The sequence below is a fragment of the Streptomyces xiamenensis genome, from assembly GCF_000993785.3.
GTDB classification, from domain to species: Bacteria; Actinomycetota; Actinomycetes; order Streptomycetales; family Streptomycetaceae; genus Streptomyces; species Streptomyces xiamenensis.
In genome coordinates, this window is the sequence record NZ_CP009922.3 from 1,152,447 (window position 1) to 1,175,793 (window position 23,347).

Sequence of the window (23,347 nt, forward strand, 5' to 3'; positions counted from 1 at the left end):
CCGGGTGGGTGTCCGCGGCAGACCGTAGACTCAACAGCCGTGGACACCACCCTTGAGGACCCGCTGATCGGGCATGTACTCGACGGCCGTTACCGCGTGGACGAGCGGATCGCCGTCGGCGGCATGGCCACGGTCTACCGGGCGGTGGACACCCGCCTCGAACGAGAGCTGGCCGTCAAGGTCATGCACCCCTCGCTGGCGGACGACGCCGACTTCACCGAGCGCTTCATCCGCGAGGCCAAGTCGGTGGCCCGCCTCGACCACCAGAACATCGTCGGCGTGCTCGACCAGGGCCGCGACGGGGACTACGTCTATCTGGCCATGGAGTACGTGGCCGGCTGCACCCTGCGTGACCTGCTGCGCGAGCGCGGCGCGCTGTCGCCGCGGGCCGTGCTGGACATCGTCGAGCCGCTGCTGGCCGGTCTGGCCGCCGCCCACCGGGCCGGGCTCGTGCACCGCGACATCAAGCCCGAGAACGTCCTGATCGGCGGGAACGGCCGGGTCAAGGTCGCCGACTTCGGTCTGGCGCGCGGCGTCGACCACCAGACCTCCGCCGACACCGGCACCCTGCTGGGCACCATCTCGTACCTGGCGCCCGAACGCATCGAGCACGGCACCGCCGACCAGCGCGCCGACGTCTACGCCTGCGGGGTGCTGCTGTACGAACTGCTGACCGGTGCCAAGCCGCACACCGGCGACTCCCCGGCCCAGGTGCTGTTCGCACACGTCCACCGGGACGTGCCGCCGCCCTCGCAGGCCGTGCCCGGGCTGGCACCGGCCCTGGACACCCTGGTGGCGCGCGCCGCCGCCAGGACGCCCCAGGACCGGCCCGGGGACGCCGCCGGGCTGCTGGCGCTGGTCCGCGCGATACGGGATGAGCTGACCGACGAGGAGCTGGACCTCCAGCCGCCGGCGGCGACCCAGGTACCGGCGGGCGAGAGCGCCGGCGGCACGACGGACGCCGACAAGACCGCCGCGGTCCCGGCCACCGCCGACCCCGACGAACGGACGAGTGTGGTGCCCCGCCCGGCCGGCGTGCGCTCCACCGCCCCGGACGGCCCCGACCGCGACGCGGTGAACCACACCGCCCGGATCGAGCTGCTGCCGCCGCTGTCGCACAACGGGGACGACGACGACCGCGCCGCCGCGCCGCCGGTCCGGCGGAAGCTGCCGCGCCGCGCCGTCCTGGCCATGGTCGCCGCCGTGCTGGCCGTCCTGGGCATCGGCGCGGGCATCTGGTACATCAACTCCGGGCAGTTCCTGCACACCCCCGGGGTGTACGGGGTGCCGCAGGCCGAGGCCGAGCAGACCCTGCGCGAGGCCGGGCTGAAGGTGGCGGTCGACGAGGCGTACCACGAGACCGTGGAGCCCGGCCATGTCATCTCCACCGACCCGGCGCGCGGCGACCGCGTGCGCAAGAACGCCACCGTCACCCTCACCGTCTCCCAGGGCCCGCCCGTGGCCGTCGTGCCCAATCTGCGCGGCATCCCGCTGGCGGACGCCAAGGAACAGCTGACCCGGGCCGGCCTGACCCCGGGCACCGAGACCCGGGAGTTCTCCACCGAGGTACCGCGGGGCTCGGTGATCTCCACCGACCCGGCGCCCGGCACCGAGAAGCGCCCCGACGCGGCGGTGGCGCTGGTGGTCAGCCGCGGCGCCGAGATCGAGGTGCCCGAGGTCATCGGTACGGCCGAGGGCACCGCCATGCAGCAGCTGACGGAGGCCGGCTTCGAGGTCGAGGTGGCCCCGGAGCGGGTGTTCTCCGAGGAGGAGTCGGGCACCGTCGCCGAACAGTCCCCCACGCCCGGCGAGAGCGCGGGTGAGGGCGATGTCATCACCCTCACCATCTCCAAGGGCCAGGAGATGATCGAGGTGCCCGACGTACGCGGCGAGTCGGAGAGCGAGGCCCGGCGGATCCTGGAGGACGCGGGCTTCGAGGTCAACGTCAACCGGCTCTTCTTCACCGGCACCGTCTTCAACCAGTCGATCTACGGCGGTGACACCGCCCCGCGCGGATCGACCATCACCATCTGGGTGCGCTGAGGACCGTACGCACTGAGGCGGGGGTCACATTCCGTACCGCGGAGGACCCCCGCCGCTGTGATGCGCGCCATAGGGCGGGCGTCACATACGACCGCGCTTAGTGTTTTTCACCTGCGCGCCGCAGGCCGTAAAAAGCCGGGCAAATTCCGGGAACAATCCTCGGGAACCCCTCGGGGAACCCCCCGGGGATGATTCCCCCCAGCACTAACCTCATTAGTATTCGTGACCTTTGCGCGGGGTTTTCCGCTGCTGCTACGAAAGGCCGTCGCAGCATTCGCGAGAACGTGAGGTCCCCCGCATGACCGCTCAGCTCCCCACTCCCCGCCGAAGTCGCTTCTCCCGGCTCCAGAAGTCCGCCACGACGGCCGTCGCCGGCTGCGGCATGGCGGCCATCGCCTTCACCCTCGTACCCACCGCGAGCGCCCACGAGTCCGCCGCGGCGGACTCCGCGGACCGGTCGGTCGCCTGGGTGCTGAAGGCCAACGACGTCCCCGGTCAGCAGCGGTACGACGGTGGCGCGGCCGAGGCCGACGGCTCCGCCCCCCAGGACGTGGCCCAGTCCCTGCAGAAGACCCTGCGCGCGCTGGCCCCCGAGTCCCCCTCCCGGCAGGCCGAGCGCGTCGCCGCCGAGCAGGCCGTCCAGGCCGCCCAGGAACTGGCCGCGCAGCAGGCGGAGGCCGAGCGGGTCGCCGCGGAGCAGGCCGCCAGCCGCGCCGCCGAGCGCGAGGCGCTGGCCGCGGCCGAGACGGCCGCCGCCGAGGTCACCGCCGCCCCCGAGGCACCGGCCCCGGCCGCCGAGCCGGTGGCGCCCGCCGCCCCCACCTACACCGACGACCTGGACGGCTGGATCCGCGAGGCGCTGGACATCATGGCCGAGCACGGAATTCCGGGCTCCTACGACGGGCTCTACCGCAACATCATGCGGGAATCCAGCGGTGATCCCAACGCGATCAATGACTGGGACATCAACTGGATCAATGGCACGCCCTCCATCGGGCTGCTCCAGGTGATTCAGCCGACCTTCGACGCCTATCACGTGGAAGGCACTCCCTACAGCCTTTACGACCCGGTCGCCAATATCGTGGCCGCCGCCAACTACGCCTGGGACCGCTACGGTTCCATCGACAACGTGAACGGTCCCTACTGACCGGCGGCCCCCGGCGGCACCTCACACCCGCACCTGGCAAGCTTTCCGGGTGACCTCAGATCGCGACCGCAATCCCATGGGCGGCCATGTCCCCGTAGCCGGGGGCCTGGCCGCCCGTGGCCTTGCGTACGCCGCCACACTGGGCGCGGAGACGCTCCAGGTGTTCGTCGCCAACCCGCGCGGCTGGGCCACCCCGCCCGGGGACCCGGGTCAGGACGAGGAGTTCCGCGCCGGGTGCGCCGAGCGGCGGCTGCCCGCGTACGTCCACGCGCCCTATCTGATCAACCCGGGCTCCGCCGATCCGGTCACCGCCGAGCGCTCGGTGCGCTCACTGCGGCACTCGCTGCGCCGGGGCCGGGCGATCGGCGCCCGGGGAGTGGTGGTGCACACCGGTTCGGCGACAGGCGGACGCAGCCGGGACTCGGCGCTGGCCCAGACCGGGGAGTTGCTGCTGCCGCTGCTGGACGAGCTGACCCACGACGAGGACCCGTACCTGCTGCTGGAACCGACCGCGGGCCAGGGCGCCTCCCTGTGTTCCCGGATCGCTGATCTGGAGCCGTACCTGGCCGCGCTGCGCGGCCACCCCCGGGTGGGGATCTGCCTGGACACCGCCCATGTCTTCGCGGCCGGCCACGATCTGGCGGCCCCGGGCGGGGCGCGCGCGACTCTGGACGAGCTGGTACGGGTGGCCGGCCCGGACCGGCTGCGGCTGATCCACGCCAACGACTCGAAGGCACCGGCCGGATCGCGGCGCGACCGCCACGAGAACATCGGCGTCGGCCACATCGGCCGCGCCGCCTTCGCCGAGTTGCTGCGCCACCCGGCGACCGCCGGCGTCCCGCTGATCGTCGAGACCCCGGGCGGACCCGAGGGTCACGCGGCGGACGTGGCCCTGCTGAAGGAGCTCAGGAAGACACCGGCTCACAGCTCGGGACCGTCACCCGGCTCCTCCTGATAGCTGTAGCGCTGCTCGCGCCAGGGGTCGCCCAGGTTGTGGTAGCCGCGCTCCTCCCAGAACCCGCGGCGGTCGGCGGTCATGTACTCCACGCCGCGCACCCACTTGGGGCCCTTCCAGGCGTACAGCCGCGGCACCACCAGGCGCAGCGGGAACCCGTGCTCCGCCGTCAGCAGCTCACCGTCGCGATGGGTGGCGAACACGCTGTGCCCGTCGGCGAAGTCGGCCAGCCGCAGGTTGGCGCTGTAGCCGTACTCGGCCCACACCATCACGTGGGTGACGCCCGGCGCGGGGGGTACGAGGGAGAGCAGGGTGCTGGCCCGCACCCCGCCCCATTCGGCGCCCAGCATGCTGAACTTGGTGACACAGTGCAGATCGGCGACCACCGTCTCGTACGGCAGAGCGCTGAACTCCTCGTGGTTCCAGCACCGTTTGTCGCCGGTGGCGGTCGCGCCGAAGATCCGGAACTCCCAGCGTTCGGCCCTGAACCGCGGCACGGGCCCGTAGTGGGTGACCGGCCAGCCGCGCTGCTCACGCTGTCCCGGGGGCAGCCCTCCGGCCGCCTGTCGCGTGTCCGCTTCCTCCTCCGAACGGCTTTCCGGGTGACCCATCCCTCTATGGTGACAGACCTGACATGCACAGTCCGCACCGCCACCCCTGCCCCGGCGAGAACTCCCCGGAAACGGGGTAATTCGGTAAGCCTTCGCTTACTGGACGTAATCCCCCGGGGGTGCCACGATGCCTCGAACACCTGCCCCTTCTCGCGGAAGGAGCGCGCTGCCATGCAGGGCGATCCCGAGGTCATCGAGTTCCTGAATGAACAGCTCACCGCTGAACTGACGGCCATCAACCAGTACTTCCTGCACGCGAAGATGCAGGAGAACTTCGGCTGGGTGAAGCTCGCCAAGTACACCCGCGCCGAGTCCTTCGACGAGATGCGGCACGCGGAGGTCCTCACCGACCGGATCCTGTTCCTGGAAGGGCTGCCCAACTACCAGCGGCTCTTCCATGTCCGGGTGGGCCAGACGGTCACCGAGATGTTCCAGGCGGACCGCCAGATCGAGGTGGAGGCCATCGACCGCCTGCGCCGCGGCGTCGAACTCATGCGCGCCAAGTCGGACATCACCTCGGCGAAGATCTTCGAGTCGATCCTGAAGGACGAGGAGCACCACATCGACTACCTCGACACCCAGCTCGACCTCATCGAGAAGCTGGGCGAACCCCTGTACATCGCCCAGCTGATCGAACAGCCCGACGAAGCCTGACGTCTGGCGTCTGGTGCCGCGGGCGGGGCAGCCCCACCCGAGCGGCTGTCCCGCCCGGCGGGCGCAGCACGGCGCCCGGGTCGCAGGGGGCTCAGACTGCCGTGGGCAGCGGGGAAAGCGCGGGGGCCGGGGCGGCGGGGAGGGGCCGGGCGGTCGTGGGCACGGCGGCGGACTCGGTCGCGGGCGCGGCGGCGGCCGGTTCGCGGCGGGGGCAGGGGCGGCCCAGCAGGCCCTGGATGCGGCGGACGCACGAGCCGCAGTCCGTGCCGGCCCCGCTGGTGGCCGCGATCTGGCGGGGGGTACAGGCGCCCGCGGCCGCGTGTGCGCGGACCTGGTCCTCGGTGATGCCGAAGCACGAGCAGACGTACACCCGCTCCACCTCCCGCAGTGATCTTCCGGTCTTAGTAAGGCAAACCTCACCTTACCTTCCCGTCGCCGGACAGAGAACAGGGCCCCGGTGTGCGCTGCCGCACTCCGGGGCCCTGCCCTTGTTCTCCGGTGGCCTCAGCCCCGGTACATCTCCGCCACCAGGAAGGCCAGATCCAGCGACTGGCTGCGGTTCAGCCGGGGGTCGCAGGCCGTCTCGTAGCGCTGGTGCAGGTCATCGACGAGGATCTCGTTGCCGCCGCCGACGCACTCGGTGACGTCGTCGCCGGTCAGCTCCACATGGATGCCGCCGGGGTGGGTGCCCAGGCCCTTGTGGACCTCGAAGAAGCCCTTCACCTCGTCCAGCACGTCGTCGAAGCGCCGCGTCTTGTGCCCGGAGGCCGCCTCGAAGGTGTTGCCGTGCATCGGGTCGCACACCCACGCCACCTCGGCGCCGGACGCCGTGACCCGCTCCACCAGCGGCGGCAGCAGGTCGCGGATCTTGTCCGCCCCCATCCGCGTGATGAACGTCAGCCGCCCCGCCTCCCGCTCCGGGTCGAGCCGGTCGATCAGCGCCAGCGCCTCCTCCGGAGTCGTGGTCGGGCCGATCTTCACCCCGATCGGGTTGGAGATGGAGGCCGCGAACGCGATGTGCGCCCCGTCCAGCTGGCGGGTCCGCTCCCCGATCCACACCATGTGGCCGGAGACGTCGTACAGCCGCCCGCTGCGCGAGTCCACGCGGGTCAGCGCAGCCTCGTAGTCCAGCAGCAGCGCCTCGTGCGAGGCGTAGAACTCCACCGAGTGGAACTCGGCCGGGTCCGCGCCGCACGCCTTCATGAAGTTCAGCGCGTTGTCGATCTCCCGCGCCAGCGCCTCGTAGCGCTGGCCGGAGGCGGAGGTGCGCACGAAGTCCTGGTTCCAGGCGTGCACCTGCCGCAGGTCCGCGTACCCGCCGGTGGTGAAGCCGCGCACCAGGTTCAGCGTGGCGGCCGAGGCGTGGTACATCCGGCGCAGCCGCTCCGGGTCCGGGATCCGGGCCTCGGGGGTGAACTCGGGGCCGTTCACCGAGTCGCCCCGGTAGGAGGGCAGCGACACCCCGTCGCGGGTCTCGGTCGACTTAGAACGCGGCTTGGAGTACTGGCCGGCGATGCGCCCGACCTTGACCACCGGGACCGCGGCCGCGTACGTGAGGACCGCGCTCATCTGGAGCAGGGTCTTCAGCTTGGCGCGGATCTGGTCGGCGCTGACCTGGTCGAACGCCTCGGCGCAGTCGCCGCCCTGGAGCAGGAACGCCTCGCCCCGTGCCACGCTCGCCAGCCGGGCCCGCAGTTGGTCCGCCTCGCCGGCGAACACCAGCGGCGGATAGCCCTCGATGTCCGCGGTCACAGCGCGCAGAGCCTCGAGGTCCGGATATTCGGGCTGCTGCGCCGCGGGCAGGTCTCGCCAGGAGGAAGCGATGGAGAAGCTGCTGTCAGCGTTCACGGTCACGCGCCCAAGGTTACGGGTTCGTACGGGTGGCGTTTCCCCGCGCCCGCGAAGTGAGACAGGGGCCACTCGGGCGCTATAGTCCACCGCATGCGCACGCAGCAGACCCGTAACTGGTGGTGGCCCGCTCCCTCGGCGGCCCACTGACTGCGCGCATCCCGCAGCACGACGCGAAGGCCGCCCGAAGGGGCGGCCTTCGGCGTTCGCAGGCCATCGGGTCGCCCCTTCCCCATCCAGGACAGGGGTTGTCACCATGGGGCACCACTCATCACCCGCAGCCGTCATCGAGCGGCTGCTGAACGGCGGCGAGCCGTTCGCCCTCCTGCACCGGCGCACCCCGGGGCGGGTGCGCTCCGGCGAGGGCACCATCGAGGTACTGACCGGCCCGGTCCACGAGGTCGACCGGATCGGCGCCCTCCCGCTGCCCGAGCGGCCCGGCATCGGGGCGCTGGCCCTGATTCCGTTCCGGCAGATCGCCGAGCGCGGCTTCGAGGTCACCGACGACGGCACCCCGCTGTCCGTCCTGGTCCCGGACCGGGTGGAGGAGCTGCCGCTGGCGCGGGCCCTCGACGCGCTGCCCGCGCACGCCGTCTCCGTCGCCGAGGGCCGTTTCGACGTCGACGACCCGGCGTACGAGGAGATCGTGCGCACCGTGCTGCGCGAGGAGATCGGCGCGGGTCAGGGCGCCAACTTCGTGATCCGGCGGACGTTCACCGGCCGTATCGACGGCTTCGCCCGGCGGGACGCGCTCGCCCTCTTCCGCCGGCTGCTGGCCGGCGAACGCGGCGCGTACTGGACGTTCGTGGTGCACACCGGCGAGCGCACCCTGGTCGGCGCCAGCCCCGAGGTGCACGTGAGGATGCGCGGCGGCACCGTCGTCATGAACCCCATCAGCGGCACCTACCGCTACCCGGCCACCGGACCCGACCCGCAGGGGCTGCTGGACTTCCTCGGCGACCCCAAGGAGATCGAGGAACTGTCGATGGTCGTCGACGAGGAGCTGAAGATGATGTGCGCGGTCGGCGACCGGGGCGGGGTGGTGATCGGCCCCCGGCTGAAGGAGATGGCGCATCTGGCGCACACCGAGTACGAACTGCGCGGGCGCAGCACCCTGGACGTGCGCGAGGTCCTGCGCGAGACGATGTTCGCCGCCACCGTCACCGGCAGCCCGGTGGAGAACGCCTGCCGGGTCATCCGCCGCCACGAGCCGACCGGACGCGGCTACTACGGGGCCGCGCTCGCGCTGCTGGGGCACGACGCCACCGGGACCCAGACCCTGGATTCACCGATCCTCATCCGCACCGTGGACATCGCGCCCGACGGGGCGCTGCGGCTGCCGGTCGGCGCCACCCTGGTGCGCGGTTCCGACCCGGCCGGCGAGGTCGCCGAGACGCACGCCAAGGCCGCCGGGGTGCTGGCCGCACTAGGGCAGCCGGTGACCGCGGCCCCCGGCGAGCGGCCGGTACGGGGTGCCTCCGCCGCGCCCGCCGCCCCCGCGGGCCGCGCCCTGGCCGCCGACCCCCGGGTGCGGGCCGCCCTGGACGGCCGCCGCGCCGGCCTCGCGCCGTTCTGGCTGCGGATGCAGGACCTCGCCCCGCGCCGCCCCACCGGGAGCGGGCGGGTGCTGGTGGTCGACGGCGAGGACACCTTCACCACGATGCTCGCCCACCTGCTGCGCACCACCGGCGCCGACGTCACGGTGGAACGCTACGACGCCCCCGGGCTGCCCGCCCGCGCCGCCGCCCACCCCGGGCCCGTGGTGCTGGGCCCCGGACCCGGCGACCCCAACGACACCGCCGACCCCAAGATGCGGCTGCTGCGGACGCTGACGGCCACCCTGCTGGCCGGGCCGCACCCCGGCGGCGTCCTCGGGGTCTGCCTGGGCCACGAGCTGATCGCCGCCGAACTCGGCCTGGAACTCCTCCGGAAGGCACATCCGTTCCAGGGGGCACAGGAGCGGATCGACTTCTTCGGCCGGCCCGAGACCGTCGGCTGCTACAACTCGTTCACCGCCCGCTGCGATCAGGACACCGCGCACGAACTGCGCGCGCACGCCATCGAGGTCAGCCGCGACGAGGCCACCGGGGACGTGTACGCGCTGCGCGGGGAGGGCTTCGCCTCCGTGCAGTTCCATCCCGAGTCGGTGCTGACCCTGGGCGGCCCGGCGATCGTCGCCGAGCTGCTGGATCACTCGGTGTCGAGTCCGCGTTCGATCGCGTAGCGCACCAGCTCCACCCGGCTGTGCAGTTGCAGCTTGCCGAGGGTGTTCTGCACATGGTTCTGCACGGTGCGGTGCGAGATCACCAGCCGGTCGGCGATCTGCCGGTAGGTGAGCCCCTTGGCGACCAGCCGCAGCACCTCCGTCTCCCGCTCGGTCAGCTGCGGCACTTCAAGGCCGCCCCCGCTCCCCGGGGGCGGCCCCGAGGCCAGCCGCCGGTACTCCCCCAGCACCAGGCCGGCCAGGCCGGGGGTGAAGACCGGATCGCCCCCGGCGGTCCGCCGCACGGCCTCGGCCAGTTCCTCGGCGCTGGCCGACTTCACCAGGTAGCCGGTGGCACCGGCCTTCACCGCCTCCAGCACGTCCTCCTGCTCACCGCTGGCCGACAGCACCAGCACCCGGGGCCCCTGCTCGCCGCCCGCCCCGGGAGCGCCGGCCAGCCGCCGGCACACCTCCGCCCCGGGCAGCCCCGGCAGGTTCAGGTCGAGCACCAGCACGTCGGGGCGTACCGCCCGGGCCCGGCGCACCGCCTGCGGGCCGTCCCCCGCGGTGGCCACCACGTCGAACCCGGCCGCCCCCAGATCCCTGGCGACCGCGTCACGCCACATCGGATGGTCGTCCACGACCATCACCGTCACCGGCTGTCCCGCGCTCACCGGCCGGCCTCCTTCCACCCGCGCTTGCGGGGCAGCCGCAGCTCCACCTCGGTGCCCTGCCCGGGCACCGAGATCCAGCGCGCGCTGCCGCCCAGCTCCCGCATCCGTCCCCGGATGGACAGCGCCGCGCCCATCCGGCCCTCGGCCTCCGCCGCCGCCAGCCGCCCCTCGGGGATGCCGGGGCCGTCGTCGCGCACCGTCACGGTGATCTCCTCCGGCTCGTCCTCCAGCAGAATCCAGGCGGCCGCCGGCTCCCCCGCCGGGCCGCCCGCGTGGCTGCGCACATTGTCCAGGGCTGCGCCGACGGCGGCGGCCACGGTCCGTGCGGTGTCCGCCGGCAGCGGTACGGGGCAGCCGGGGCCCGCGTACGTGACGGGCCCGCCGGGGCCGCCCGCCGCGAGGGTGAGCAGCGTGCGCAGATCGATCTCGGCGTCCGGGTCCCCCGGGGCCGCGTGCCGCTCCCCGGAGAGGAGCCCGTCGAAGGCCGCGCCCGGTGGCGGCCCGCCCGCGCCCTCCTGCCGCTGCCCGGTGACCAGTGCCCGCAGCGCCACCTCCTGGTCGCCCGCCAGCCGCCCCAGCTCGGCGGCCTCACCGCCGATGGCCGTGCCGCGCCGCTGGACCATGGCCAGCACCTGGAGCACGCTGTCGTGGATGTCCCGGGCCAGCCGTTCGCGCTCCCGGTTCGCGGCCTCGATCCGCAGCGCCCTGGCCAGGGTGCGCTCGCTGGCCCGCGCCACCTCCACCACGTAGCCGATCGCGATGCTCGCCACGCACACCAGCAGCACGTTGTGCAGCGCGCTGCGCGAGAAGTGCCCGTCCTCCAGCAGATTGGCGGCGCCCACCAGCGCGGAGCCGAACGCGGCCCACCGCCAGCCGCTCTTGATGGCCACCGCGATCACCGGGCCCGCCACCCAGATCGAGGGCAGGGTGGGCCCCACCCGGCCGGCGGGATCGGCCAGCGAGCTGAGCAGGATGCCGCTCACCGCCATCGTCAGGTCCGCCGTCAGGAACCGGCCCGTGCAGCGCTCGGCCGAGGAGACGCTCGGCAGGGTCAGCAGGGTCCAGGCCGTCAGCAGCGCGAGGTAGCCGACGCCGAGCAGCGGCCGGCCGTAGTCCCGGTAGCCGAGCGCGAACACCGCCAGCGCGTAGCCGAGGGTGACCACCCGGTACCCGGTGAGCGCCCGCCACAGCGGCTGCTCCACCGATATGCCCGAGGACGGCTCCGCCGTGCCCCGGTCCTCCCCCGCCTGCGCCTTGTCAGCCATCCGCCGGTGACCCTCCCCCTCAGTCCGGCGAGGCTTCCTTGGCCTCCGCCTTCTTCCGCTTCGCCTCCTCCTCCATGGCCTTCTTGACCACCGAGGCGTAGGTGTCCACGTACTCCTGTCCGGACAGCTTCATGATCGCGTACATCACCTCGTCGGTGACCGAACGCAGGATGAAGCGATCCCCCTCCATGCCCTGATAGCGGCTGAAGTCCAGCGGCGCGCCGATCCGGATGCCGGGGCGCATCAGCTTGGGCATCACCTTCCCGGGCGGCTGGATCTTCTCGGTGTCGATCATGGCCACCGGCAGGACGGGCGCGCCCGTCGCCAGCGCGACCCGGGCCAGACCGCCGGGCCGGCCCCGGTACAGGCGGCCGTCCGGGGAACGGGTGCCCTCCGGGTAGATGCCGAACAGTTCGCCGCGCTCGATGACCGCTATGCCGCTGCGCACCGCCGCCTCGCCCGCCCCGCGGGTGCCGGAGCGGTCCACCGGAAGCTGCCCGACGCCCTTGAAGAACGCCGCCGTCAGCTTCCCCTTGACCCCGGGGGAGGTGAAGTACTCGGATTTCGCGATGAAGGTGACCTTGCGGTCCAGCACCACGGGGAGGAAGAAGGAGTCCGAGAAGGACAGGTGATTGCTCGCCAGGATCGCGGGCCCTTCGGAGGGCACATGCTCCAGCCCCTCCACCCATGGTCGGAAGGCCAGCTTCAGCCCTGCTCCGACGGAAATCTTCATCGCGCCGTACAGCACTCCGCCAACCTCCTGTGTTCTTTCGTGCCCGACCCTACTGGGGATTTACTGTTCTTGGCGCCTCCGGGCCCACGTAGGCTGGCCGCACCCCCGCACCGAACGGAGGCCCCCATGCCCCTGCTGAGCGGAGCCGAACCCTTCTCCCACGCGGGGTCGGCCACCGGTGTGCTGCTGTGCCACGGCTTCACCGGCACCCCGCAGCCCCTGCGGCCCTGGGCACGGCACCTGGCCGAACGCGGTCACACCGTGGCTCTGCCGCTGCTCCCGGGGCACGGCACCGCGCAGCGGGATCTGCGGGTGACCGGCTGGCAGGACTGGTACGCGGCCGTCGACCGTGAACTGCGGGAGCTGCGGGACCGCTGCGAGCGGGTGTTCGTGTGCGGCCTGTCGATGGGCGGCACGCTGGCGCTGCGGCTGGCCGCCCTGCACGGGGACCGGATCGCCGGCGTCGCGGTCGTCAACCCGGCGATCACCTTCCCGCGCGTCCAGGGGTTCGCGCTGCCGCTGCTGCGGCACGTGCTGCCCAGTGCGCGCGGGGTGGTCGGAGACATCCGCAGGCCGGACGCCCCGGCCGAGGTCGGCTACGACCGGGTGCCTCTGCCCGCGGCGTACGCGCTGCGGCAGCTGGTGCATCTGGTACGCGGCGAACTGCCGCAGGTCACGCAGCCGCTGCTGCTGATGCACAGCGCGGTCGACCATGTGGTGCCACCGGGTGACTCGGCCGTGGTGCTGGGTTCGGTGTCCTCCACGGATGTCACCGAGCTGGTGCTGGAGAACAGCTATCACGTGGCCACCCTGGACCATGACGCGGAGCGTATCTTTCAGGAGACGGACGCCTTCATCACCCGCGTCATCCGCCCCGCGACGAGGAAGACCGCCAGTGACGGAACGTGACCAGGAGCGCGGCGACGGCCGCGACCCGATCGACGAGGAAGCCGCCTGGGCTCAGATCGTCGCCGGATACGGCGAGGAGCCGGCCGATCCGCCCGGGGTCTGGCCCAAGGGCGACGAGCTGGATCTGACCGACACCGTGGACCGGGTGCCGCCCGCCGAGCCGGACCGGGAGTCCGGCGCGGAGGCCGGCGGGACGGGTGTGTCCGGTGGGACCGGTACGGCCGGTGCCGAAGCCGGTGGGACCGGTGCGGCCGGCGCGGAGAGCGGCAAGGAGGGCGGCGGCACCGTCTCCGGTACGGGTACCGGCGCGTGGTCCGGCAGCGGCCCGCGCGACTGGGGTCCCGGCGAGGACCCCGACGGCGACCACTTCGTCCCGCCGGACCCGCCGCCGCTGCCCGAGACGGACCTGACCACGAAGCTCGCCTGGGTGGCGGTGCTGGGCGGGCCGCTGCTGCTGCTCGGCTCGGTGCTCCTCCAGCAGGAGATGACCTGGTGGATCGTCACCCTGGGGGTCGGCGGTTTCCTGGGTGGCTTCGCCACGCTGATCTCGCGGATGCGGGACGGCGACGACGACTGGACGGACCCGGGCAGCGGCGCCGTGGTCTGACGGGGCAGCCTCAGGGCACCCGGAGGGTGGCCAGGACCGGCAGATGGTCACTGGCGGCGCGCAGATCGTGCTCCGTGACGCCGGGGTGGCCGAGCGGGACGCCGCACTCCTCCACGGTGACCCGTTCGGTGCTGAGCACGGCGTCGATACGGCTGACCGCGCCGGTGGCGGGGTACGTGTGCTCCCCGCCCCGGGGAGCGGCGGCCCAGCCGTCAGTGAGATCGCGGGTGAGATACCGGAAGGCCGCGCCCCGCGGCGGCTCGTTGAGGTCGCCCGCCAGTACGGCGGCGGGCGCGCCGAGCCCCGCCAACTGCTCCCGTACCAGCGGCGCGTGCCGGCGCCGCTCGGCGGCACGCAGCCCCAGATGGCAGCTGACCACGGCCAGCCGGGCGCCGGCGCCGAAGCGCAGGACGGCGCAGGCCAGTCCGCGCCGGTGCAGCCCGGGAGTGTACGGGAGGGTCACCTCCGCCACCCGCTCCACCGTCGGCCGCAGGGTGCTCATGATCATGGTGCCGCAGGTCGGGGCGCCCCCGCTGACGTACAGCAGCCCGGTGGCCCGCCCCAGCCGCAGGGCCCGGCGCCGCCATCCGGCGAACCGGGGCGCCTCCTGGACGGCGACCACATCCGGTGCGCAGGCCCGGATCACCCGGGCCAGCGCGGCGGTGTCATCACGCAACGAGCGGACGTTGTAGCTGAGCAGGCGCACGACGGCGGGCATACGCCCGAGGCTAGCGCCGGTGCACGCCCGGCGGTGGAATGCCGGGGCCCTCAGCGCGGTTGATCGCGTCATGACGGATCGACCCGGGCCCCGCTCCCTCACCGACGACGCGCTGTCCGCGCTGCTGGCCGCCCAGCGGTTCGGCACCGTGGCCACCGTGCGGCGCAGCGGCCACCCGCACCTGACCACGATGCTGTACCACTGGGACCCGGCGGCCCGCGTCGTGCGGATCTCCACCACGGCCGACCGCGCCAAGCCCGGGCACATCCGCCGCGACCCGCACGCCGCCCTGCATGTGCCGGGCGGCGACGTGTGGTCGTTCGCGGTCGCCGAGGGCGAGGCCGAGGTCTCGGAGATCACCACGAGCCCGGGCGACGCGGTCGGCCGCGAACTGCTCGACATGCTGCCGGCCGACCTGCGGCCCGCGGACGAGAGCGCGTTCCTGGAGCAGCAGGTCGCCGAACGCCGGGTGGTCATCCGGCTGCACGTGCGCCGCCTGTACGGGACGGCGCTCGAGGTGGGCTGACGGCAGCCGGGTGCGGGCCGGCCGGGCCGGGCGGAACCCGTCGGAGAAGCCCTAACCCTGGCGGGCCAGGTCCGCCGCGCCGACCAGGCCGGCGCGGCCGCCGAGCTGGGCGGCCACCACCTGGGCGTGCGGCCGGTAGCGGCTGCCGACCAGCCAGCGCCGGAAGGACTTGCGGATCGGCTCCAGGACCAGGTCGCCCTCGTCCGAGACGCCGCCGCCCACGATGAAGGCGGAGGGGTCGAACAGGGAGGCCAGGTCGGCGAGCCCGGCACCGGCCCAACGGGCCAGTTCGCGGAAGGAGTCGATGGCCACCGGGTCGCCCTGCCGCGCGGCGGCGGAGACATGGCGGCCCTCGATGCCCTCGGGGGTGCCGTCCCCCTCCGCCAGCAGGATGCTCGCGGCCTCGGGGGTGGCGCTGGCCCGCTGCCGGGCGTAGCGCACCAGGGCGCGGCCCGACGCGTACTGCTCCCAGCAGCCCTGGCTTCCGCAGCCGCACAGCAGGCCGTCCGGTACCACCCGGATGTGGCCGAACTCGCCCGCGACGCCGAACCGTCCGCGGTAGAGCCGGCCGCCCATGATGATGCCGCCGCCCAGGCCCGTGCCGAGGGTGATGACGACGACGTCGTCGTGCCCGGCGCCCGCGCCGAAGCGGTACTCGCCCCAGGCTGCGGCGTTGGCGTCGTTCTCGACGACGACCGAGAGCCCGACGCGCTGTTCGACCTTGTCCTTGAGGGCCTCGTGGCGCCACTTGATGTTCGGGGCGAACAGGACCGTGGCGCGCTTGTCGTCGACGTAGCCGGCCGCGCCGATGCCCACGGCCTCGCACTTGCTGCCGCGTCCCACGGTCTTGACGGCCTCGGCGATGGCCTCCACCACTCCCTCGGGGGTGGGCGGCGTGGGCACGGTGCTGGTGTCGAGGATCGTGCCCTCTTCGTCGACCACACCGGCCGCGATCTTGGTGCCGCCGATGTCAACGCCGATGGTCAGTCCCATGAAATCCTCGATAAGGTCAGTCGGTCCCCGCCGGCGAACACCGTACCTCGCGATCAGTCCAGATCAATGCGCTGGGCCGGACCGGAAGGTTCCTCTCCGTCACGGTCGTCACGAGCGTCGCGGGCGTCACCGCGCTCCTCGGCCCCGAGCCCGTCCTCGGTGCTCTGCCGCTGGTACCCGATCACCGCGGCCCGGTAGGCGGCCACGAGTTCGGCGCCCGCGTTGGACAGGTGCTGGAGCACGTCGGGGTTGACCGCCGACCGGGCGCGGGCGGCCAGCAGTGTGGCGTCCGCCCCGAACCGGGCCCCGATCCGCCCCGCCTCCTCGGTGATCGCCGTCATGAGCTTGCGCAGTTCCTCGGCGGTGTCCCCGTGCGAGGACTGTCCGGTGCGTTCGCGGAACCGGGCCCGCTCGGCGGCGAGATCTTCCGCGCAGGCCTGTTCCCAGGCGTGCGGGTCGGCGTCGGATGGCTGCTCGGTGGGTTCGCTCATGGCGTTCTCCTGGCACAGCTGCGCGTCGTGGATTCCCCGACGTTACCCCGGATCGGGGGCGAACCGTACGGCGAGCGCCCCCGATTCCTCCAGGGCCGCGCCGGTCACCTCGCGGTGCCGCAGCTCGGCGGGCAGCGGCACCGCGCGGCGGAACGGCCCGACCGTGAGGAAGAGTTCGTCGCCGCGCCGCACCAGGTCCAGTTCCGAGCGGTTCGCGCCGGGCAGCGGCAGCCGCCACACCGGCCCGTCGTCGAGGACCGGGGTGAGCCGCCGCGGCTCGCCCGCCGGGGCCCAGTCCAGCGCCCCGCTCGCGGCCAGCTCCGTCAGCTCCGCCTCGCCGGGGGTGCCGCCCAGGTGCGGGAGGTCGCGGGTCTCGGCCGGGAGCGCGTCGAGGGCCGACTGCTGTGCCGCCGCCACCTCGCGCAGCCAGGGGTCCGGGGAGCCGGAGGGCAGCACCCGGTTGGCGATCACCGTCTCCAGGGCCAGCCCGTGCAGGGCGAGTCCGGCCCTGGCCATCCGTACGGTGGCGGGTGCCTGTGCCGTGGGTTCGACCACCAGCCGCACCGCCGTCGCCGGTGAGGTCAGCAGGGCGTGCAGCTCATCGAGTTCCCCGGCCCAGCGTCCGGCCGCCTCGTACGGCAGGCCGGCCAGCTGGGCGAGGAGCGAGGCCGGGCGGCCGCCGGGGAGCAGCCTGCGTACGTAGCGGGCCAGCAGTTCGGGCAGGGCCAGCAGCCGGATCGCCTCGGTGACCGGCGGGAGGTCGACGACCAGGGTCTGCCACCGCCCGGAGCGGTGCGCCTGCGCCAGCGCGGTGAGCAGGGCGAGCCCCTCGCTGCCGGGAAGCGCGGTCAGTTCGTCCTCGTGCAGCAGGTCGGTGCCCGTCTGCCGCTGGATCCCCAGTACGCCGTCCCGGAACCACTGCCCGGTGTCGGGGCGGACGGCCGCCACCCCGGAGAGTGTCCCGACGCGCTCGCCGAGCAGCAGGACCGAGCGCCCGGCCCGTGCCTCCGCCAGCGCGGTGCCGGCCGCGACGGTCGTCGTGCCGGCCCCGCCGGGCCCGGTGACCAGCAGCACCCGTGCCGACGTCATCCGGCGGTCGCCTCGCCGCTCTCCACCCGCTTCTTCAGCCCGTCCAGGGCGCGTTCGATGATGACCTTCTCGGCCTTGCGCTTGATGGTGCCCAGCATCGGGATCTTCACGTCCACGGTCAGCTGGTAGGTGACCTCGGTGTGCGTGCCGCCGTCCACCGGCACCAGCCGGTAGGAGCCGTCGAGCGAGCGCAGCATCTGGGACTTCACGAGCGACCAGCTGACCTCGTCGGTGTCCGACCAGGTGTACGCCAGGGTGTGCTCGTCCTTGATGGCGCCGGCGTCCAGCAGCAGCCGCACCTGTTCGGCGCGCCCGCGCCCGTCCGTGCCGAGCACCTCGGCCTCCCGCACCTCTCCCGTCCACTCGGGGTAGCGGCCGAAGTCGGCGATCACCGCCATGACCTCGGCCGGTGTGGCGTCGATGGTGATGCTCGACCTGGTGTGTTCGGCCATCCCGGTGGCTCCTTGTTCCGCGCGCGCTGTCGTCGTGTCGTGGGGGGTGAGTGTCACCGGGAAGGCTATCGCGGGCCGTCGCTAGAGCAGTTCACGCAGCCGCTGCGCCAGCAGGTCCCAGCGCCACTTCTCCTCGACCCACTGCCGCCCGCGCTCGCCCATCCGCCGCCGCAGCCCCGGGTCACGCAGCAGGGTGACGATGCGCTCGGCGGTCTCGGCCGCGGCGCCGGGGGCCCCGCCGCGGACGATCCAGCCGGTCTCGCCGTCCAGCACCGCGTCGGGCGCGCCGCCCGAGTCGCCGGAGACCACCGGCAGTCCGGTGGCCGACGCCTCCAGGTACACGATGCCCAGGCCCTCCACGTCGAGGCCGCGGCGCCGGGTGCGGCAGGGCATGGCGAACACGTCGCCGGCCCCGAAGTGGGCGGGCAGCCGCTCCCAGGGGACGGGCCCGGTGAACCGGACGGAGCCGGCCACCCCGCTCTCCCGCGCCAGCTTCTCCAGGTCCCTGCGATAGGGGCCGTCGCCGACGATCAGCAGGACGGTGTCCGGCTCGGCGGCCAGGATCCGGGGCATGGCCCTGATCAGGGTGTCCTGGCCCTTGCGCGGCACCAGGCGGGAGACACACACCACCACGGGACGGTCGGTGAGGCCCAGTTCGGCGCGGACCTTGTCGCCGCCCGATCCGGGGTGGAAAAGCTTCTCGTCCACGCCGGGCGGCAGTTGCACCATGCGTCCGGCGGCTTCCTCGGTGAGCGCCGAGGCGATCCGTGAGCGGGTGTACTCCCCCAGATACGTCACCGTGTCGGTGCCCTCGCCGATGCGGCGCAGCAGTTGCCGGGCGGCGGGCAGCTGGGCCCAGCCGGCCTCGTGGCCGTGGCTGGTGGCCACCAGCCGCCGGGCGCCCGCCTTGCGCAGGGCCGGCCCCATCAGGCCCAGCGGCGCCGCCGCGCCGAACCACACCGACTCGCACCCGTGGGTGCGCAGCAGGTTGACCGCGCGGCGGGTGACGCGCGGGGTGGGCAGCAGCATGGTGCTGCGGTCCCTGATGACCGGGTACGGCTGCTCGGCGTCGAAGGCCGCGGTGGCCGCCCGGCCCTCCTTGTCGCGCTTCCAGGTGGAGGCGTACACGACCACCCGGTCCGGCTCCAGGCGCAGCGCCATGCTGTGCAGGAACGCCTGGATGCCGCCGGGGCGCGGCGGGAAGTCATTGGTGACGATCAATGTCTTACGCATCACGGGCGAGCGTATCCGGTGGCGGGGCCCGGGCCGGGGTTCAGGGTCGGACCACGGAGTGCAGCGGCATCATGCCGACCGGCTCCATGCGTACCTGGGCGCCGGGGTAGGGCGCGTGGATGACCTGGCCGCCGCCCACGTACAGGGCGATGTGGCTGGCGTCGCCGCGGTAGACGACGAGGTCGCCCGGCTGGGCGGCGGACAGCGGTACGGCGGTGCCGGCCGCCGCCTGGGCCTGGGAGGTGCGGGGCAGGGAGATCCCGGCCTGGCGGTAGGCCCACTGGGTCAGTCCCGAGCAGTCGAAGGAGTTCGGGCCGGCCGCGCCCCAGGCGTAGGGGCTGCCGAGGGCGCTGTGGGCGGCGGCGAGCGCGGTGGCGCCGCGGCCGGTCGCGCTGGGCTCGGAGGCCGGGGTGGCGGTGGCGGCGGTGGGGGCGGTGGTGGCCGCGGCCTGCTCGCGCGCCTCCCGGTCGGCCTGTTCGCGGGCGGTGAGCCGGTCGTACTGGGCCTGGGCGGTGGCGAGCTTGCGCAGCACGGTGCGCTTCTCGCGGGCGAGCACCTCGCGTTCGGCGGCGAGTTCGTCGAGTTTGTCGCCGGCCTCGGCACGGCGCTGTTCCAGGGTGCGCTGGGCGGCCTGCAGCTCGCGCAGCTCACCCGAGCGTCTGGTGCTGACCCGGTTCAGCGTGGCGGCGCGGGCGAGATAGCTGTCCGGGTCGTCGGAGAGCATGAGGGTGACGGTGGGGTCGATGCCGCCGGCCCGGTAGTGCGCGGCGGCGGCCGAACCCAGGGAGCGGCGCGTCTCGTTGACGGCCTGCCTGCCGGTCTCCACCCGCCGCTGGTAGAGCTCGGCCTCGGCGGTCAGCTCCTCGACCCGTTCCGAGGTGCCGTTGTACGCCTCCACGGCGCGCTCGGCCTCGGCGAAGAGCCGGTCCACTCGCTCGGCGGCGCCGGCGCTGCTGGGGACGGGCTCGGCCACGGCGGGCGCGCTGCTCAGGGCGACCGCGGCACTCGCCGCGGCGGACAGGACGGAGGCGCGGGCCGCGCGGGCCGGGCCGTGCTGCGGGGGTCGCCGGTGGGTTGCCACTGCGCGCCGTGTTCCCTTCGGTGGGGTACCTGAAGGGGGCAGAATCTAGTTGCGGCGCGGCCGGGTACAGCGCATCCCGGGCCGGATGTTGTCCGGCGAGCCAGAGAAGCGCCGCAGGTCAGCGGGGGTCGGCGGCCACGGTGTCCGGCCGCCGATTCACCCGGATGGAGGAACGTGCCGGGTCAGCCGACCCGGACGCCGAACTGGAACGGCATGGTGTGCAGCCCGGTGTACTCGACGTACTTGCCGGTGCCCGGCGAATGCAGCACCTGGCCGTTGCCGGCGTAGATCCCCACGTGGTGCAGGTCGCCGTAGAACAACACGATGTCGCCGGGCGCCAGCTGGCTCTCACTGACCCGGGTCCCCGCGTTGGCCTGCGCCTGGGAGGTACGCGGCAGGGTGACGCCGGCCTGCGAGTACGACCAGCTCACGAAGCCGGAGCAGTCGAAGGAGTTGGGCCCGGTGGCACCCCACTGGTACGGGGAGCCGACCTTGGTGGCGCCGGCGGAGAGCGCGGACTGGCCACGGGCTGAGCCGCTGCCGTCCAGCACCGGACGGCCGTCGCTGCCACTGCGGTTGGCGCGCTCGGCCTCCGCCTGGGCGGCAGCCGCCTCCTCGGCCTCGGCGGCGGCGATCGCCGCGCGCTCCTCCTCGGTGAGCTGGTTGAGCAGGGACTGCGCCTCGCTCAGCTTGCCCTGGATGGTGTCCTTGCGGTCCTTCAGCTCGTCCCGGGTCTCCTCGAGCTCGGCGAGCTTCTCGGTGGCCTCGTCGCGCTGCTGGGACAGGGTGCGCTGCTTGGACTCGATGAGCTGCAGCGTCTCGGCCTGCTTGCCGCTGACCTGGCTGAGCGTGGAGGCGCGTTCGAGGTACGCGTCGGGGTCACCGGACAGGAAGAGCTGCACGGAGGGGTCCAGGCCACCGGTGCGGTACTGGGCGGCGGCGATGGAACCGAGGCCGGAGCGCAGCTCGTTGAGCTCCTCCTGGCCGCGGGCGGCGGAGTCCTGAAGGGTCTCCACCTCTTCCTGGAGCGCTTCCTCGCGCTCCTTGGCCCCGTTCCACTCCTCGGTCGCGACGGCCGCTTCGTGGTGGAGCTCGTCAACCCGCTCCTGGACCTGTTCCTTGGTCTCGGCGTGGGCTGCCTGGGAGCTGAGGGCTACGGTGGCGGCCGCGGTGGCGCCGAAGACGGTCACCCGCGTACGGCTCGGGGGCTTGGGACGACGGTGGGACGCCACTGGGGCGAGCTCCTTCTTCCTCAGCCGCCTGCCGGGTGTGGGGGCTTGGCCCCGGCTCCGCGCATCGGCCGCGGAATCGGCGGTACCCTCACGGCCCCCCGGGATGGGTGAGCGACCGCGCGAAGGTTCGAGGCCCGACCCTAGCGAGGCGTTGTTCCCTCATTCAAATCCCTGTGGGCTTTTTTTACTTACCTCACACGCCGAGCGACCACGGGTCACCCAGTGTGCGGCACAGAAGCGGTCACACCGCGGCCGACCGGGGGAAATATCCGCAGGACGGGCAAGATCGGCACAATCGGATCATGTCCGGGCAAGGCGTTTGAGCAGCAGGGCGGAGGCGGCGGGACGCGCCCCGGCGCGTGCGATGCCGTCGGCGACCTCCCGGTCGGAGGAGACCACCACCACGGGGCGGCCCGGGGGTTCGGCGCGCACCAGCCGCCGGATCAGCTCGTCGGCGGTCTGCCCCGGGTTGCTGAACAGCACCCGCACCCCGCGCGGTGGCGTCAGCAGCACCGGCGCGGCCAGCTCCGCGCCGTCGAACACGCAGGTCATCTCGGCGCCGGTCTGCGCGGCCAGCACCGCGAGTCCGCGCAGCAGCCGAGCCCGCTGCTTCTCCAACGGCAGGGTGGGATAACCGGATTTGGTCACGTTGTAGCCGTCGACCACCAGATGGGCCTGGGGCAGCGCCAGCAACTGGTCCAGGAGCGCCGGATCGTCCTCGGCCAGCGCGCGATGGGCGACGTCCTGCGGTGACAGCTCCCCCGGGCGCACCGCGTCGACCGTCTGGGCGGGCCGCAGCTGGGCGGGCGGCAGGGCCAGTTCCCTGCGCAGCCCCTGGGCCGCGTCCAGCACGGTGTCCAGCAGGAGCCGCAGCCGCATGTCCTCGATGCCCCGCCCCTCTCGCGCCGCCCTGCGGCCCGACTCCAGGGTGGTCTCGGCCTCGGCCAGCCGGGCGCGCAACCGCCGCGCTTCGCTGTCCGCCGCGGCACGGGCGGCACCGGCCTCGGCGCGGACCGTCTCCAGTTCCTCGCGCAGCTTGCGCACCGTGGCCTCGCCGCGCCGCACGTCGCTGAGCGCGCTGCGCAGCTTGCGGTGCACCGCGTCGGTCTCCTTGCGGGCCGCTTCGAGCTCGGTGCGCAGCCGCTCGCTGTCGGTACGCGCGGTGGTCCGGGCGTCGGCCAGCTCGGAGCGCAGCCGGGCGAGTTCGCGCTCGCGCTCCTCACCGGCGCGCTCGTCCTGGGCGCGCTGCGCCTCCTCGCCGGCGGCGGCCACCAGCTTGGCCCAGCCGGGGGGCCGCAGCAGATAGGCGATGGCGGCGACCGCGACCGGATCGGCGGCGGCGGGCGGGGTGCCGCCCTCCACAGCCTCGGACAACTCCGGTTCGGCGGCACGCAGCCGGGCGGCGACGCGGTGCCGGAAGAGGGTGTCGTTCTCCAGGGCGGTGGCGATGGCGGCGCCGCCGTGCCGGATCCGGCGGGCGGGGGTGAACCGCGCGTACTGCCGCAGGACCGGCGGCAGCTCGTTGACGGTGAGGCCGGCGAAGGCGTCTCCGGCCAGCACGATCACACGGTGCCGGACCTTCTCGGGCAGCGGACGGTCCAGGCTCTCTGCGGGCTCCGCTCCCTCATCGCCATCCGTGGCATCCATGACCGGTCACACCCGTCCGTCAGCATCCGTTGGCCGAGAATGCGCCATGGTTTCGCCTACTTTCTGAACTGCCCGGCCGGGGGTACCTCCCGAAGAGGGGTCCGGGGGAGGCTGTCATCATCCGCACGGTCACCCTACGGCCTGCGTACTGGCCCGTGTGCTCAAGCGCCGGGGATCGCCCGTCCGGCGGACGACGGGGGCGCGCGGGCTAAGGTGAGCGGCGTACCGCGACCGGC

23 protein-coding genes are annotated in these 23,347 nt (G+C 73.4%); 8 read left to right on the plus strand and 15 right to left on the minus strand.

All coding sequences use genetic code 11. The features are described from left to right. The first annotated feature begins 39 nt into the window (after window positions 1-39). The 3 genes from pknB to SXIM_RS05170 all read left to right on the plus strand — a co-directional run bounded on the left by pknB (window position 40) and on the right by SXIM_RS05170 (window position 4,145). On the plus strand, window positions 40-2,043 hold the full coding sequence (gene pknB, locus SXIM_RS05160; RefSeq protein WP_046723074.1) for a Stk1 family PASTA domain-containing Ser/Thr kinase: 2,004 nt from the start codon (window positions 40-42) through the stop codon (window positions 2,041-2,043). A 298-nt stretch (window positions 2,044-2,341) separates the two neighbouring features. After that, window positions 2,342-3,190 carry a transglycosylase SLT domain-containing protein gene (locus SXIM_RS05165; protein WP_030734439.1) on the plus strand — a complete coding sequence of 283 codons (849 nt, stop codon included), beginning with the start codon at window positions 2,342-2,344 and terminating at the stop codon, window positions 3,188-3,190. A 76-nt stretch (window positions 3,191-3,266) separates the two neighbouring features. After that, on the plus strand, window positions 3,267-4,145 hold the full coding sequence (locus SXIM_RS05170) for a deoxyribonuclease IV (protein ID WP_046723076.1): 879 nt from the start codon (window positions 3,267-3,269) through the stop codon (window positions 4,143-4,145). Here SXIM_RS05170 and SXIM_RS05175 read toward each other — a convergent pair. Beyond that, window positions 4,112-4,756, minus strand: a complete 645-nt coding sequence (locus SXIM_RS05175; RefSeq protein WP_030734445.1) for a sulfite oxidase-like oxidoreductase — start codon at window positions 4,754-4,756, stop codon at window positions 4,112-4,114. The genes SXIM_RS05170 and SXIM_RS05175 overlap by 34 nt on opposite strands. 171 nt (window positions 4,757-4,927) lie before the next feature. Between SXIM_RS05175 and bfr the strand changes: the two genes are divergently transcribed. Further along, complete coding sequence (bfr, locus tag SXIM_RS05180) at window positions 4,928-5,410, plus strand: bacterioferritin (protein WP_030734448.1); 483 nt, start codon at window positions 4,928-4,930, stop codon at window positions 5,408-5,410. A 91-nt stretch (window positions 5,411-5,501) separates the two neighbouring features. On the opposite strand, the gene SXIM_RS05185 is transcribed toward bfr, so the two are convergent. Beyond that, complete coding sequence (locus SXIM_RS05185; protein WP_053116324.1) at window positions 5,502-5,780, minus strand: (2Fe-2S)-binding protein; 279 nt, start codon at window positions 5,778-5,780, stop codon at window positions 5,502-5,504. A 134-nt stretch (window positions 5,781-5,914) separates the two neighbouring features. Continuing rightward, window positions 5,915-7,264 carry a class II 3-deoxy-7-phosphoheptulonate synthase gene (locus tag SXIM_RS05190; RefSeq protein ID WP_030734454.1) on the minus strand — a complete coding sequence of 450 codons (1,350 nt, stop codon included), beginning with the start codon at window positions 7,262-7,264 and terminating at the stop codon, window positions 5,915-5,917. A 250-nt stretch (window positions 7,265-7,514) separates the two neighbouring features. Here SXIM_RS05190 and SXIM_RS05195 point away from each other — a divergent pair, with 250 nt between their 5' ends. Further along, window positions 7,515-9,482, plus strand: coding sequence for an anthranilate synthase family protein (locus SXIM_RS05195; protein WP_043177964.1), 1,968 nt, complete (start codon window positions 7,515-7,517; stop codon window positions 9,480-9,482). On the opposite strand, the gene SXIM_RS05200 is transcribed toward SXIM_RS05195, so the two are convergent. The 3 genes from SXIM_RS05200 to SXIM_RS05210 are packed head-to-tail and all read right to left on the minus strand — an operon-like array spanning window position 9,449 to window position 12,148. Beyond that, entirely contained in the window at window positions 9,449-10,108 is a 660-nt protein-coding gene (locus SXIM_RS05200; RefSeq protein WP_046725443.1) for a response regulator, read from the minus strand. The two genes, SXIM_RS05195 and SXIM_RS05200, sit on opposite strands and share 34 nt — an antisense overlap. A gap of 23 nt (window positions 10,109-10,131) precedes the next feature. Next, window positions 10,132-11,400 (minus strand): MacS family sensor histidine kinase, encoded by a 1,269-nt coding sequence (macS, locus tag SXIM_RS05205; protein WP_174864309.1) that lies wholly within the window; start codon window positions 11,398-11,400, stop codon window positions 10,132-10,134. Window positions 11,401-11,419: 19 nt separating this feature from the next. Further along, window positions 11,420-12,148, minus strand: a complete 729-nt coding sequence (locus tag SXIM_RS05210) for a lysophospholipid acyltransferase family protein (protein WP_043177966.1) — start codon at window positions 12,146-12,148, stop codon at window positions 11,420-11,422. 111 nt (window positions 12,149-12,259) lie between these two features. Between SXIM_RS05210 and SXIM_RS05215 the strand changes: the two genes are divergently transcribed. Continuing rightward, window positions 12,260-13,042, plus strand: a complete 783-nt coding sequence (locus tag SXIM_RS05215) for an alpha/beta hydrolase (protein WP_030734467.1) — start codon at window positions 12,260-12,262, stop codon at window positions 13,040-13,042. After that, window positions 12,951-13,649: a hypothetical protein gene (locus SXIM_RS05220; RefSeq protein ID WP_425473454.1), complete on the plus strand. Its 699-nt coding sequence runs from the start codon at window positions 12,951-12,953 to the stop codon at window positions 13,647-13,649. The genes SXIM_RS05215 and SXIM_RS05220 overlap by 92 nt, the downstream gene beginning before the upstream one ends. Before the next feature lie 10 nt (window positions 13,650-13,659). On the opposite strand, the gene SXIM_RS05225 is transcribed toward SXIM_RS05220, so the two are convergent. Beyond that, a complete protein-coding gene (locus tag SXIM_RS05225) occupies window positions 13,660-14,367 on the minus strand; it encodes an endonuclease/exonuclease/phosphatase family protein (RefSeq protein WP_046723081.1) in 708 nt (235 codons plus the stop codon). A 70-nt stretch (window positions 14,368-14,437) separates the two neighbouring features. On the opposite strand from SXIM_RS05225, the gene SXIM_RS05230 reads away from it, so the two are divergent. Then, window positions 14,438-14,893, plus strand: coding sequence for a TIGR03618 family F420-dependent PPOX class oxidoreductase (locus SXIM_RS05230; RefSeq protein WP_046723083.1), 456 nt, complete (start codon window positions 14,438-14,440; stop codon window positions 14,891-14,893). Window positions 14,894-14,944: 51 nt separating this feature from the next. Here SXIM_RS05230 and SXIM_RS05235 read toward each other — a convergent pair whose 3' ends face one another. The 8 genes from SXIM_RS05235 to SXIM_RS05270 form a co-directional block, all read right to left on the minus strand. After that, window positions 14,945-15,886, minus strand: coding sequence for an ROK family glucokinase (locus SXIM_RS05235; protein WP_046723087.1), 942 nt, complete (start codon window positions 15,884-15,886; stop codon window positions 14,945-14,947). 53 nt (window positions 15,887-15,939) lie between these two features. Then, window positions 15,940-16,377 (minus strand): DUF5304 family protein, encoded by a 438-nt coding sequence (locus SXIM_RS05240; RefSeq protein WP_046723089.1) that lies wholly within the window; start codon window positions 16,375-16,377, stop codon window positions 15,940-15,942. 42 nt (window positions 16,378-16,419) lie between these two features. Next, window positions 16,420-17,466: an ArsA family ATPase gene (locus tag SXIM_RS05245; protein ID WP_046723091.1), complete on the minus strand. Its 1,047-nt coding sequence runs from the start codon at window positions 17,464-17,466 to the stop codon at window positions 16,420-16,422. Then, entirely contained in the window at window positions 17,463-17,918 is a 456-nt protein-coding gene (locus tag SXIM_RS05250; RefSeq protein ID WP_030734488.1) for an SRPBCC family protein, read from the minus strand. Before SXIM_RS05250 ends, SXIM_RS05245 begins: the two co-directional genes overlap by 4 nt. 81 nt (window positions 17,919-17,999) lie before the next feature. Continuing rightward, window positions 18,000-19,151 carry a glycosyltransferase family 4 protein gene (locus SXIM_RS05255; protein WP_046723093.1) on the minus strand — a complete coding sequence of 384 codons (1,152 nt, stop codon included), beginning with the start codon at window positions 19,149-19,151 and terminating at the stop codon, window positions 18,000-18,002. Window positions 19,152-19,191: 40 nt separating this feature from the next. Continuing rightward, on the minus strand, window positions 19,192-20,232 hold the full coding sequence (locus SXIM_RS05260; protein ID WP_030734494.1) for a C40 family peptidase: 1,041 nt from the start codon (window positions 20,230-20,232) through the stop codon (window positions 19,192-19,194). 182 nt (window positions 20,233-20,414) lie between these two features. Then, window positions 20,415-21,464 carry a C40 family peptidase gene (locus SXIM_RS05265; protein WP_043177970.1) on the minus strand — a complete coding sequence of 350 codons (1,050 nt, stop codon included), beginning with the start codon at window positions 21,462-21,464 and terminating at the stop codon, window positions 20,415-20,417. Between the two features lie 300 nt (window positions 21,465-21,764). After that, window positions 21,765-23,111 carry an NYN domain-containing protein gene (locus tag SXIM_RS05270; protein ID WP_030734499.1) on the minus strand — a complete coding sequence of 449 codons (1,347 nt, stop codon included), beginning with the start codon at window positions 23,109-23,111 and terminating at the stop codon, window positions 21,765-21,767. Window positions 23,112-23,347 lie beyond the last annotated feature (236 nt).

Bases quoted from the DNA above. Each gene is read 5' to 3' on its own strand.
- SXIM_RS05270 (WP_030734499.1), bottom strand. From the start codon at position 23,111: ATGGATGCCACGGATGGCGATGAGGGAGCGGAGCCCGCAGAGAGCCTG.
- SXIM_RS05240 (WP_046723089.1), bottom strand. From the start codon at position 16,377: ATGAGCGAACCCACCGAGCAGCCATCCGACGCCGACCCGCACGCCTGG.
- SXIM_RS05245 (WP_046723091.1), bottom strand. From the start codon at position 17,466: ATGACGTCGGCACGGGTGCTGCTGGTCACCGGGCCCGGCGGGGCCGGC.
- SXIM_RS05230 (WP_046723083.1), top strand. From the start codon at position 14,438: ATGACGGATCGACCCGGGCCCCGCTCCCTCACCGACGACGCGCTGTCC.
- SXIM_RS05250 (WP_030734488.1), bottom strand. From the start codon at position 17,918: ATGGCCGAACACACCAGGTCGAGCATCACCATCGACGCCACACCGGCC.
- SXIM_RS05255 (WP_046723093.1), bottom strand. From the start codon at position 19,151: ATGCGTAAGACATTGATCGTCACCAATGACTTCCCGCCGCGCCCCGGC.
- SXIM_RS05200 (WP_046725443.1), bottom strand. From the start codon at position 10,108: ATGGTCGTGGACGACCATCCGATGTGGCGTGACGCGGTCGCCAGGGAT.
- SXIM_RS05235 (WP_046723087.1), bottom strand. From the start codon at position 15,886: ATGGGACTGACCATCGGCGTTGACATCGGCGGCACCAAGATCGCGGCC.
- SXIM_RS05195 (WP_043177964.1), top strand. From the start codon at position 7,515: ATGGGGCACCACTCATCACCCGCAGCCGTCATCGAGCGGCTGCTGAAC.
- SXIM_RS05215 (WP_030734467.1), top strand. From the start codon at position 12,260: ATGCCCCTGCTGAGCGGAGCCGAACCCTTCTCCCACGCGGGGTCGGCC.
- SXIM_RS05225 (WP_046723081.1), bottom strand. From the start codon at position 14,367: ATGCCCGCCGTCGTGCGCCTGCTCAGCTACAACGTCCGCTCGTTGCGT.
- SXIM_RS05175 (WP_030734445.1), bottom strand. From the start codon at position 4,756: ATGGGTCACCCGGAAAGCCGTTCGGAGGAGGAAGCGGACACGCGACAG.
- SXIM_RS05165 (WP_030734439.1), top strand. From the start codon at position 2,342: ATGACCGCTCAGCTCCCCACTCCCCGCCGAAGTCGCTTCTCCCGGCTC.
- macS (WP_174864309.1), bottom strand. From the start codon at position 11,400: ATGGCTGACAAGGCGCAGGCGGGGGAGGACCGGGGCACGGCGGAGCCG.
- SXIM_RS05220 (WP_425473454.1), top strand. From the start codon at position 12,951: ATGACGCGGAGCGTATCTTTCAGGAGACGGACGCCTTCATCACCCGCG.
- bfr (WP_030734448.1), top strand. From the start codon at position 4,928: ATGCAGGGCGATCCCGAGGTCATCGAGTTCCTGAATGAACAGCTCACC.
- SXIM_RS05170 (WP_046723076.1), top strand. From the start codon at position 3,267: ATGGGCGGCCATGTCCCCGTAGCCGGGGGCCTGGCCGCCCGTGGCCTT.